Here is an 11,478-nt window from a genome sequence, read left to right as displayed (position 1 = left end):
GCTTTTAAATGTGGACTTACGGTATTTAGTATTGCTATGATTTCGTTCATGGTCAGTTTGGGTGCGAATGCTCTGTTAGAAGCGGTATTCTACCTTCTCTGACCTTTCTCCTTTCTCCTTTCTCCTTCCTCCTCCTCCTCCTCCTCCTTCCTCCGATATCTATAAATTACTCATGCCAATTGGCGAAGGTATTGAATTAAAAAACATAATATGGAAAAAATTAACACCAATATAATGATAATGGCTAAGTTTTTAGAGCTTATTCCTCCAAATACAGGTCTTGAATTACCACCTAAGGTATTTTTAGATATGGGCGGTGAATTTATTGACTTTGTTGAAGGAAAGTTATTAACGGCTCGTTTTCCAATTAAAGAAAGGTATATGAATCCATTTGGTTTTATGCAGGGTGGAATCATAGTTGCAGCAATTGATAATACGATTGCTCCTTTAAGTTATGTTTTAGCACCTCCTAATATCACTAAAGAAATTAATACGACATTTAAACGCCCTATCAAAAGTAGCGAACTTTTTATTGATGTTGTTGCATCAATGGTCGAAAAAACTTCATCTTACATAATACTGCAAGCCGAAGTTAGAAATGAATCAGGAAAGTTAGCAGCTAAAGGAATAGCTAAATGTATATTTGTTAAGAATAGAAAGTGAATAGGGGGTGCTTAAACAATCGACACTAAGGAGAGCATGCAAAACCAGGGGATGCTTTGACTTTTCTAAGTCGGTGAGGGTGTAATGGTCAAGTAAAACCGGACACTTTTTTAAGTAGTCTTCTTGTAAAATTCCCGTTCAAATTCCAGTGGGGATTGGTAGCCTAAGCGGAAGAACAACATTGCCCTTGTGTTCCGGCTTCACCTTGCCACATTAGAGCGGATTGAAACCAGACCGCTCCACCAGCGCGACCGCCTGGTTTCAATCCTAAGGGCATTTAACCGCCTTAACTATGTCAGCATAAACCCAACCAGCACAAACAGCCGTGCTGAACGAGTTTATGCCTCCAAAGGAGGTGGAGGAACAGGTTAACTAAGGAGAAGATTGCGCCTTGTAACCGGCATCGAGCCTACTATTCCATAGTCCGATTGGCTAAACTCGACATAAGCACTACAAAGAGCAATAGAAATACAGTTTTTCGAGCGGATTATGCAATTCCGCATACTTAAAGTGACTATTTGACCAATACCGTTAGGCATAATTATTTAATAGTATTAATAATCGCCGCCAATTCAGGGGTTAACGGTTTAAGCAAGAGATTTTAAATGCACGTTATTCAATGGATACTCATTTTCCAGAATGTTTTTAGTTTTTCGCCTAAAAGTGTAACGATTCCTCAAGCAGGTGTCGCTATCGAAGAGCGTGCCGTTCAAATAAAAGATTACACAAATACCGGTCATTTACCGAGATGTTTAACGTAGAGCCAACCAAGCACGGCACGGACAGCTGAAAAATAAAACCATATTATAACTGCGCTCCGGTTAAGCTTGGTGTTAATCTCTGCATTTGTTTTTCCATTTTAACTAACTCAAAATCATCTCCATTTGACAAATTCTGCTTGAATCTCTCAAATTCAAAAAAGCCACATTTTTTGTAAAATGGTTCACCAGAAAGTGTAGCTGTCAGATATAAAGTCTCAATTCCTTTAAGCAAACATTCATTCTCGCATTCGGTAAGTAGGTAAGTAGGTAAGTAGCAACACCTTTTCTGGCAAAATCAGGATGCACGAAAAAACCCCTTATTTCTGCTTTATGAGGTGCAGAAATATCAATCGCCCAACCACCGCAACCAATGATTTTATTTTCATTCTCAGCCACACGAAAGCTGTCTACGGCAATCAATTTTTCTACGCCGCTTACTAACTCCAATGCCGTTTCAATTTCTGATTTTTTATAGTATTGAGCCTGAAGTATTAAGACAGATTTGGAAATTAAGATATTGATATGATAAATATCTTCAAAAGTAGCTCTACGGATGCTTAGATTCATAATTTCACAAATATTAAATTAAGGTGTGTGTATTGGCTGTAAGGGCCTACATTAAATCGCGACAGCGCGTTTGAATGAATAGTTATACCGCTCTACCGTCAATTTTAACTCTAATGGTTCACGTAAATGTCTGTATTTGTCTGGGTATTCTATAAAGCCTAGTTTACGCCAAAATTTTTCTGATGATTTAGGAGTACATTTAACAGAGACGCAAGGAACCCTGGAATTGAATAGATATGCTAATAAGTGTTGGGCCATTTTCATGCCAAGTCCGTTACCTCGATAGCTCGGGTGAATTTCAAGAATGTCAATTGATGCAGAGATACTCTTGATATTGAAAATACCAAAACCAACTATAAGTCCGTCCAGCTTAATGCAAAGCATTTCACGAGTGTTGAAAGAGTCGATGATTATTTCTTTATTGCAATAAAAACCCTCACACGAATCATTTTGCTCTTGTTCTAGCCAAGTCAAGACCTCATCGAGCTGAAGTTTCGATGTGTTGATTATTGTTGCCATATGTTAATACAGGATACCAAGTTATTGTCTGTGTCTGGATAGCATACTTTTTTTTCAACCTTACCAGATAGCTTCGATGCAACACAATGAAATCAATGAGTAGCAAAGCCTGTAAATTCATCAATTATGATTCATTAACATAAAGCTATTTCCTCAAAAACAGCAAAGCCTCCTGAGTAAAATCAGGGGGCTTTTTTTGGGTGTGTTTTGGCAAAATAGATAAATATTTTCTGATCATCAAAAATAGATCCACAACAGACATAAAGCCTCGTGTCAGGAATTACGGCACATTTACAAACATAATTCATAATACAACCGATATAAAATCTCTATTTTTATGATATATAAATTGCAATTACATAGTTAACAATATATTTTGTTTCAAGCATACTTTTCATCTCATTCAAAAAAAGCCAATCGGAGCGGCTACTATGAATTCTGACTCATCAATACCAGATTCATTTAACCCGGTTGATTGTTCCCCAGAACAATTGCTACATGATCTTCAGTTACGCCAGATTAATCTGGAAGTTAAGCTGATTGAACTGGAAGTTCAGAACGAACATCTCCAAAGCGTCCAAATCAAGCATGAAGAATCAAGAGCCTATTATGCCGATCTATTTAATCATGCGCCGATCGGCTATCTCGTGCTCTCCGATAAGGGACTGATTTCTGATATTAATATTACCGCCGCCAAGCTGTTTGGAATAGATCGTCGAGAGCTGTTATCCAGTAATTTTGCACGCTTGGTGACGGCACAATATAGCGATCGGTGGTATCTTTTTTGCCGTGAATTAAAAAATCACACACAGCAACGCACGATTGCCTTATCGTTAAAAGCCTGTGGCAATAAAGAAGTCAGTATCCGGCTTGACTGTTTACCTATAAATTCTACGTTGCGTATCATGCTGACCCAGGTAACAACGATAAAACAATTAATACCTGATGCCTCGTCTGCTGAATTACTTTTAGCTGAAGATGCCGAAAGGCAAAACATCCTTAATAAGGAAGCGACCAGATTACACAACATGACCGACGAAACGATGGAACAGTCTTATAAATATCTTAAATTTGCCGTCATTTCAGGCCAGGTCGGAATATGGCAATATAATCTGCAAACCAACGAGCTGATCTGGAACGATACCATGTTCGCTTTGTACGGCTCCAATCGGAAGGACTTCTCGGGAGCTTATAATGAATGGTCGGATCGACTGCACCCGGACGACAGAGTGGCAACTGAGGCCTCACTACACGATGCCATCTCCGGCAAGAGCGATTATGCCCCCGATTTTCGCGTGATCTGGGCGAATGGCGAAGTACATCACCTTAAAGGACATGCCCATGTGATCACCGATAACACAGGTGCCCCCCAGTACATGGTTGGTACCAATTGGGACAACAGTGAATTTGCACATACCCATCAGCAACTATTGTTGGCACGCGCCGCTATTAACAACAGTAATAGTGCGTTCATCTGGCTGACCCCGGATGGCCAGGTAGCTGATGTCAACGACTTTTCCTGTAAAAGTCTGGGTTACACAAAAAATGAACTGATTGGCATGGCTGTTTGGGACTTTGATGCTGAGATGTCGATCGAGTCTTGGGCTGATACTTGGATAAAATTTAAAAAATCCGGGAAATACCAGGGTGAAAGATTGCATCGGCGCAAGAATGGCACTATTTTTCCGGTAGAAGTTAGCAGCGACTTCATTACCATTAACGGAAAAGAGTACTGCTTTTCCTTTATCAATGATATTACCGAGCGCAAACAGATAGAAAAAAAACTCAGCGATGCAGATGCCTTTAATCTCAGCATCCTTAACTCACTGACTGCGCACATCGCCGTGCTTAATGATAAAGGTATTATTACCGCTATTAACGACGCTTGGCGGCAGTTTGCCAGAGATAATAATGCACCTGAAGCCAGTCAGCTTATGCTCGGTGCCAATTATTTAAAAATATGTGCACGTGCCATTGATCATCCTAATGGTGATGAGGCAAGCACAGCAGAAATCGGCATTACCGCAGTATTGAATGGTGAGCTGGAAGATTTCAATTTAGTGTACCCCTGTCATGCACCTGATAAACAACGCTGGTTTCAGATGAATGTAACGGCCTTGCAAGGATCAACCAAAGGCGTTGTGGTCAGTCATAAAAACATTACCGATAACTATGAAATGCAGCGGTTATTGCAGGAAAAAGAACGCATGTTATCTGAGAGTCAGCGTATAGCGCATATTGGTAGTTGGGCTTTGGATCTCGCGACCGGTTATGTCGTATGGTCAGAGGAGATGTACGCCATTTTTGACGTTACTCAAGCGGGCTTTGTTCACACCCCCTATACAATTGATCACCTGATCCTTTCCGAAGACCAACCGCTGAAAGATAAGTGGCTAAAGGAATGCTTGCAAGGGAAAAGTATGAAAGAAATCATTTCCCGTACCCGGTTAGCGGATGGCTCCATTCGTTTTATCTGTACTCATGGAGAATTGCAATATGACGCCATGAACAAACCGCTCCGCCTGGTCGGCAGTACACAGGACATCAGTGAGCGCAAATACAAGGATGATCGAGATAAAGAACATCTGGATCAACTCGCTCATGTGACACGCCTTGGCTTGATGGGAGAAATGGCTTCCGGCCTGGCGCATGAAATTACTCAACCGCTAACCGCGATTACCACTTATGCGCAAGTCAGTTTAAACCTGATTAAAAAGGAAAATCCTGACCTCATAAAACTGGGTGAAGTAGCCGTAAAAACTCAAGAACAAGCGTTACGGGCAGGACAAATTATTCATCACATGAAACGCTTTTGCACATCCACATCACAACAGCGATCAACCGTTGACATAAACAATCTTATTAATCAATGTGTCAAACTATGTGCCGATTTTATAAGACAAAATAGCATAGTGGTAACACTTGAACTGTCAGGTAACTTACCGGTTATCGATGTTGATCATATTCAAATTGAACAAGTGCTTATCAACCTGATCCGTAACAGCATTGATGCCATATTGGGCGCAGCTGACAGGCAACAAGGCGAAATAACTATTCAGAGTCAGTTGACGCTCGATAATAAAATACAGGTTTCTGTAAAAGATAATGGTCCAGGCATTGAGGAAGATCAGCAAGCCAAGATATTACTGCCTTTCCATACCACCAAAACAGAGGGTATGGGCATGGGTTTATCCATCAGTAGCTCATTGATCGAAGCTCATGATGGAAAATTAAATTTTAATAGTCAATTTGGAAAAGGCAGTACCTTTTACTTTACGCTACCCATTGATTGAGTGGGGGTCTTGTGGAAGAACCCCCAAAAGTGTTCGTTATGAGCTAAGTGAGTTTCCATAAGTACCGTTTTAAATGTTTTTCAAGCTCATTTATCATTGCATCCACATCAATATCACCATTGTTTTTTCTAAAATTGTACTTGCCAGTGAATGCCTTGCGTAGATATCAGCAATTTCAGCTTCAGGCAGGTGATAAATACGTTTTAAGTTCGTCATTCTGGTTCAAAAAAACGAGGATTTGGCTGGACTGATTTCCCAGTCAAAAAAAAACGCATTTTACGCTAGTTTTTGTAAGATAAACTGGTTCACAATATCGTTTTTCAGTTAGTAAAATGGACTAATCCGTATGAAAATAGGATATGCGCGCTTTTCAACCAGAGAGCAATCTTTGTCTATGCAAGTTGATGCATAAAAAAAAGCCGGTTGCGATCAAATTCATGAAAAAACATAGATTAGAACGAACACTTTTGGAGGGTCCACGGGACCGCTGTTCGAAGCGCTATTTTGAACATTAGACTGAAGAGTTCAAATTGTTTAATGGTGGGCAGTCTATTCAAAAATATAAAGCACCATAGTTATGGTACTAGGTGTTTGTACGTATAGTTTTTTTCTTAATTTCATGATCAAATCAACGAAATAATATTTTGTATGGAGTGCCGTACAAAAAGTTGTTTTGGGTATTTAATAACTACATTATAGAAATATTTATTTTTGGCGATTAAGTCATCTGTTATCTAACAAATCCAACCAGGTATTTATGAATATAGTCGACTGCGTCAATCGCTTACAAGCGCTTTATATCAAATCGAAACCAGCTGAGGAAGTATTTAATAGCTTATTAACGGATATTCTTGAACTTACAGATAGTCAGTTCGGTTTTATCCAAGAGTTAAAATATGATGAAACCGCTGGTCAATACCTGCAAGCCTTGGCAATGACCAATATTACCTGGGATGATGCCAGTCGGCGTTTTTGGGAGGATAACTACGCCAGCGGCTTAAAATTTTATGCGACCGATTCGCTGTATTTTGCGACTGTTATTACCAATGGACCCGTTATCGCCAACGATCCGGCTCATCATAGCCATAGTTGTGGACGAATGCCACCGGGTCATCCTACGCTGGATTGTTTTCTGGGATTACCCCTTTATTGTGAAGATGAAATTATTGGCTGCCTGGGCATGGCTAATCGCCCCGGTGGCTACGATGAAGATCTGGTTAAAACTTTGCAACCGGTACTTACTGCCTGCGCCCAAATAGTTGAGCGTTATCGCAGCGAAATAAGGCGAGTGTCTGCCGAAGCAAAGCTTCAGGAGAAATCTGCGCTACTGGAAAATATGATTAATTCCTCGGCTGATTATATTTTAGCCAAAGATGCTAATTTAAATACCATTCTTTGCAATGAGACTTTTGCGCAGGCCATTGGTAAAAAACCGGCTGATCTATATGGTAAAACTGACAATCAAAATGGCATAGCCCGGTATAAGCAAAGTGATGAGCATAGCGATTTGGCCGTGCTGTCCGGTAAAATCATGCATAACACCAATGCTATTTATCACAGCGATGGCACCTCGCGTATTTTCGATTCCGTTAAAGTACCCTTACGCTCCACAGACGATAAAATTATTGGTTTACTTGAAGTCAACCGGGATGTCACCGAAAAAAAAGCACTGGAGGAAAAACTTCAACTGGCTGCCAGTGTGTTTACCAATACCCTGGAAGGCATTATGATTCTTTCCTCTGACGGTACTGTCCTGGATGTTAATAAAGCTTTTAGCCGTATTACCGGCTATGAGCATAATGATATTTTGGGAAAAAATATGCGCCTCTTAAATGCCGGCCTTCAGGATACTAATTTCTTTGAAACGGTCTGGTACAACCTCAACACCAAAGGCCATTGGTATGGCGAAGTCTGGAACCGGCGCAAAGACGGTGAAGTTTATGCCGTGATGCAAAGTATTAATACGGTTAGTGATGATAATCAAACCTCCGCCCGGAAATATGTCTCGTTGTTATCTGATATCACCATGATTAAGGAACATGAAAATGAACTAGAGCATATCGCCCATTATGATGCCCTGACCAGTCTGCCCAATCGCTTATTATTGGCAGATCGTCTGTACCAAGGCATAGCGCAAAGCCGTAGACGAGACGAACAGTTGGCGGTTATCTATATTGACCTCGATGGTTTTAAGTCGGTTAATGACAATTATGGCCATGAAGCAGGTGATCAATTATTGATAACTCTGGCGCAGCGCATGAAACAGGCGCTGCGTGATGGCGATACCCTGGCTCGAATTGGCGGCGATGAATTTGTCGCCATCTTGCTCGATATTGGTACGATTGAAGCCAGTGTGCCGATACTCAGCCGCATACTGATGGCAGCCTCCCGACCGATACATTTTAAGCAGCATAATCTGCAGGTTTCAGCTAGTTTGGGGGTTACTTTTTATACCTCGACAGAGGCTGCCAATACCGATCAATTGCTACACCAAGCGGATCTGGCGATGTATCAGGCCAAGCTGGCCGGCAAGAATGGTTACCATTTTTTTGATGCTGTTCAGGATAGTCATATCCGTGGTCACCATGAAAGTCTGGAGCGTATACGCCAGGCACTAACTGCCCATGAATTTGTGTTGTATTATCAGCCCAAAGTTAATATGCAGACAGCGGCAATTATCGGCGTTGAGGCCTTAATTCGCTGGCAACACCCAAGCAAAGGCCTGCTGCCACCGAATATTTTTATGCCAATCATTGCAGATAATCCCTTGGCGATAGACCTTGGCGAGTGGGTTATTGATACGGTTCTGACCCAGATGGAACGCTGGACTGCCGCAGGATTAACTATCCCGGTGAGTATTAATATCAATGCCCGTCAGTTACAGCACAGCGGCTTTACAGATAGCTTGCATACCTTGCTTAGTGCTCATCCGATGGTTAATCCTGCCTCCTTGGAACTGGAAGTACTGGAAATTAGTGCGATGGAAGATATGACTAAGGTTTCCAAAGTCCTAGAAATTAGCCAAGAAATGGGCTTTAAATTATCCTTGGATAACTTTGGCACCGGTTATTCGTCACTGGCTTATCTAAAGCGCCTGCCGGTGACCATGCTCAAGATAGATCAAAGCTTTGTGCGTGACATTATTAAAGATCCCAATGATCAGGCCATTGTTAAAGGTTTATTGGGGCTGGCACCGGCCTTTGATCTTAAGGTTATCGCTGTCGGTGTTGAAACCATTGAACATGGCACTGTGCTGATGCAACTGGGTTGTGATCTGGCGCAAGGCTATGGTATTGCCCTGCCCATGCCTGCCAATGAACTGCCTGGCTGGTGCACGACCTGGAAACCTGATCCCGTCTGGGCCAATATGCCGTCAGCTAATACGGCAAGACCTCATTAAACATAAAACAATGTAAGTTCACACAGATCGATGGTAAAAATTCGTGCGTAGTGCGAATCCTTACCATCAGCCAACTAAATATTTTATTAATAGTAAGGTGTAACCGACATTCCGCACCCCTAATAATAAAAACTGATCATTAAAATATTACCAATAATCAAATGGTTGTACCGTATATTGATAGAAAATAAAGAATCAATGACTTACGATTTATTCCTAGAAATACCTATTTTTCAATGAGTTGAGGGGTTCAAATTGATGAGAATTTAAATTTCATTAAAATAACTAATTTTAAAATCATTGAATATCAATTAGTTATAGATGCGGAATGTCGGGTGTAAAATGACTGTAACTACTAAAAACATTAGGAAGCACTAAGTTCAAATACCGAAAAATCCGGCAATACGATAAATCTTACGGATCGTGACATGAAGATTGCTGAACTTGCTTATTACAAAGCTGAAAGCAAAGGTTTTGAATCGGGCCACGAACTTGAAGACTGGTTGGAAGTGGAACGAGAAGTTATGTTGTTGTGAGGGGGGAATGTCGGTTAAACGTAAATTGGCTACTGATTTTACAATTTCTGGCGTTGGACAGAAATAGTCGATACGTAGATTTATGGAGAGTATGCAAGACCGGGGGAGGCAGTTAAACAACCCTTTTGATTTTTTCATCATTCGTCGGCCGAAAGCTGGGATGCCAGTTTCGAAACAGCTGTTTCAATTCGCCGTTTAGTACCCGTGTCCGCATCTGCAAGAGTAAATGGACACCCTTGGGACTCCATTGCATTTGTTGCCGCTTGGCAAAGCGCTTGGCGACGACGTAATTCACCGCAGATTCGACAAAGCCCGTGCTGATTCTGTCTCTCTGGCGATAGCGCGCCGTAGTTGGGAATGAATGCTTGATTATTGGCGATGTATGTGTGGAATTCTTCATACCGTTCGCAAAAACTTGAACATCGAGTGTAACTAATGAGAAGTTACATCTATGTGCGTTACCGCACTGACTTCATTCAGTTTTTCGTGTATTGTTTAATCCGCTAGGTAGCCAAAAGTCTTTTAACAAAATGGTAAATACGATTTTTTACCTAAGAAATCGTATTTAAACCTAAAAAATCTCCATTACTGGTGTTTTGGTAAGTAATGGATGATTTTATTTTTTGAAAATGTTAAATAACTTTTGAATGACTACTTAAGCTATGTACTACATCATTCCACGCTTAGGTTAGTTATGGCTACTAATAATTATCAGGAGAAACTCATGAACAAAGATCAAGTTGAAGGGTTATTCGAAAAAGTCAAAGGAAAGGTCAAAGAAGCCACCGGCGTTATACTGGACGATAAGGATATGGAGATAAAAGGAAATGTCCAAAAAAACATCGGGAAGGTTCAGTCGGATTTTGGTGATTTCAAGGAGGATATTAAGAAAGATATTGATAATATCTAAAACGAGCACATCAACGATGTGTAGTCTCTCCAAAAAGGTTGACCTTCTGCACAGCCGCAACAACTTACTCTCAAATATATTTCTCACAGGATATGAACATGAAGCTCAACGATTTATGTCTAAGCATCGCTTAAAAAGCCGGCAATACCTCATCGGTTTATCTCTGGTTCATATCGTTTTTAATTGATAGCCTCTTACGGAGAAGCACACATGCTTGAAAGTATTGCAATCATCCTAATCATCCTCTGGGTACTGGGTTTGGTGTCCTCGTACACAATCGGTGGATTCATTCACGTTCTTTTGGTTATCGCGGTCATCATAATCATTCTACGCGTCATTCAAGGCCGACGTGTCTTATAGGGGCACTGGAATACGCTTACGTAATATAGTTATCTGCCAGAGTAAACCGGAACGTCAGGCAAGGATATTATAAAAATGAGTGCTATCAGGATCGTAGCCGTCATGTTGATTATAGCCGGCCTATTGGGCTTGGTCTATGACCGTTTCAGCTATATCCAGCAGACTCAGGAAGCTAAGCTAATAGTCAGTTAGTGTTGATATGTCGGGTAAAATTAGCGATAAAAACCAAAAATTACTGGCATGGTACCCGATAGAATCAGATTGACTAGCTGCTAGGGTTCCCTTGAACTGTCGCTTAAAGACATCCAGACAGCTAATATTCCGGCCGGGGCCGGTGTGTGGCGTTGATAGTAGCTGGTAGCGAACTCTTTGCTTGTTTCGAGCAAGAAGAGCTAGCGACTGCGTCGATGAATAGACCAGAGGCAATCCAGAAATACCAGCAGGGCGCAACGCAATTAAAACTTACCCG

The 11,478-nt window shown here is 41.1% G+C and carries 9 protein-coding genes and 1 pseudogene; 7 read left to right on the top strand and 3 right to left on the bottom strand.

The annotated features are described in order from the left end of the window. The first annotated feature begins 210 nt into the window (after positions 1 to 210). Both N7974_RS16145 and N7974_RS16140 read left to right on the top strand, forming a co-directional pair. The gene (locus tag N7974_RS16145) at positions 211 to 663 is read left to right on the top strand and encodes a PaaI family thioesterase (protein WP_262966610.1); all 453 of its coding nucleotides are present in this window, start codon (positions 211 to 213) and stop codon (positions 661 to 663) included. Between the two features lie 605 nt (positions 664 to 1,268). Beyond that, positions 1,269 to 1,424 (top strand): hypothetical protein, encoded by a 156-nt coding sequence (locus N7974_RS16140; protein WP_262966609.1) that lies wholly within the window; start codon positions 1,269 to 1,271, stop codon positions 1,422 to 1,424. A 201-nt stretch (positions 1,425 to 1,625) separates the two neighbouring features. Here the strand turns inward: N7974_RS16140 and N7974_RS16135 are convergent, their stop codons facing one another. After that, positions 1,626 to 1,991, bottom strand: coding sequence for a GNAT family N-acetyltransferase (locus N7974_RS16135; protein ID WP_262966608.1), 366 nt, complete (start codon positions 1,989 to 1,991; stop codon positions 1,626 to 1,628). A 51-nt stretch (positions 1,992 to 2,042) separates the two neighbouring features. Continuing rightward, entirely contained in the window at positions 2,043 to 2,510 is a 468-nt protein-coding gene (locus N7974_RS16130) for a GNAT family N-acetyltransferase (protein WP_262966607.1), read from the bottom strand. A 431-nt stretch (positions 2,511 to 2,941) separates the two neighbouring features. Between N7974_RS16130 and N7974_RS16125 the strand changes: the two genes are divergently transcribed. From N7974_RS16125 to N7974_RS16105, 3 genes are all read left to right on the top strand, one after another. Further along, the gene (locus N7974_RS16125; RefSeq protein ID WP_262966606.1) at positions 2,942 to 5,803 is read left to right on the top strand and encodes a PAS domain S-box protein; all 2,862 of its coding nucleotides are present in this window, start codon (positions 2,942 to 2,944) and stop codon (positions 5,801 to 5,803) included. A gap of 757 nt (positions 5,804 to 6,560) precedes the next feature. Beyond that, on the top strand, positions 6,561 to 9,203 hold the full coding sequence (locus tag N7974_RS20695; protein WP_317451618.1) for an EAL domain-containing protein: 2,643 nt from the start codon (positions 6,561 to 6,563) through the stop codon (positions 9,201 to 9,203). A 428-nt stretch (positions 9,204 to 9,631) separates the two neighbouring features. Then, on the top strand, positions 9,632 to 9,739 hold the full coding sequence (locus N7974_RS16105) for a DUF2934 domain-containing protein (protein WP_262966605.1): 108 nt from the start codon (positions 9,632 to 9,634) through the stop codon (positions 9,737 to 9,739). Between the two features lie 112 nt (positions 9,740 to 9,851). On the opposite strand, the pseudogene N7974_RS16100 reads toward N7974_RS16105, so the two are convergent. Then, positions 9,852 to 10,137 (bottom strand): annotated as a pseudogene (locus N7974_RS16100) (ISKra4 family transposase); the annotation flags it as partial. 326 nt (positions 10,138 to 10,463) lie between these two features. Here N7974_RS16100 and N7974_RS16095 point away from each other — a divergent pair. Both N7974_RS16095 and N7974_RS16090 read left to right on the top strand, forming a co-directional pair. Continuing rightward, positions 10,464 to 10,649, top strand: a complete 186-nt coding sequence (locus N7974_RS16095; protein ID WP_262966604.1) for a CsbD family protein — start codon at positions 10,464 to 10,466, stop codon at positions 10,647 to 10,649. Positions 10,650 to 10,859: 210 nt separating this feature from the next. Then, positions 10,860 to 11,009 carry a lmo0937 family membrane protein gene (locus N7974_RS16090; RefSeq protein WP_262966603.1) on the top strand — a complete coding sequence of 50 codons (150 nt, stop codon included), beginning with the start codon at positions 10,860 to 10,862 and terminating at the stop codon, positions 11,007 to 11,009. Positions 11,010 to 11,478: the final 469 nt, after the last annotated feature.

This window comes from Methylobacter psychrophilus, from assembly GCF_025583945.1.
GTDB classification, from domain to species: Bacteria; Pseudomonadota; Gammaproteobacteria; order Methylococcales; family Methylomonadaceae; genus Methylobacter_C; species Methylobacter_C psychrophilus.
This window is presented reverse-complemented; position numbering and strand designations above follow the sequence as displayed.

Bases quoted from the DNA above. Each gene is read 5' to 3' on its own strand.
- N7974_RS16145 (WP_262966610.1), top strand. From the start codon at position 211: ATGGAAAAAATTAACACCAATATAATGATAATGGCTAAGTTTTTAGAG.
- N7974_RS16140 (WP_262966609.1), top strand. From the start codon at position 1,269: ATGCACGTTATTCAATGGATACTCATTTTCCAGAATGTTTTTAGTTTT.
- N7974_RS16135 (WP_262966608.1), bottom strand. From the start codon at position 1,991: ATGAATCTAAGCATCCGTAGAGCTACTTTTGAAGATATTTATCATATC.
- N7974_RS16130 (WP_262966607.1), bottom strand. From the start codon at position 2,510: ATGGCAACAATAATCAACACATCGAAACTTCAGCTCGATGAGGTCTTG.
- N7974_RS16125 (WP_262966606.1), top strand. From the start codon at position 2,942: ATGAATTCTGACTCATCAATACCAGATTCATTTAACCCGGTTGATTGT.
- N7974_RS20695 (WP_317451618.1), top strand. From the start codon at position 6,561: ATGAATATAGTCGACTGCGTCAATCGCTTACAAGCGCTTTATATCAAA.
- N7974_RS16095 (WP_262966604.1), top strand. From the start codon at position 10,464: ATGAACAAAGATCAAGTTGAAGGGTTATTCGAAAAAGTCAAAGGAAAG.
- N7974_RS16105 (WP_262966605.1), top strand. From the start codon at position 9,632: ATGAAGATTGCTGAACTTGCTTATTACAAAGCTGAAAGCAAAGGTTTT.
- N7974_RS16090 (WP_262966603.1), top strand. From the start codon at position 10,860: ATGCTTGAAAGTATTGCAATCATCCTAATCATCCTCTGGGTACTGGGT.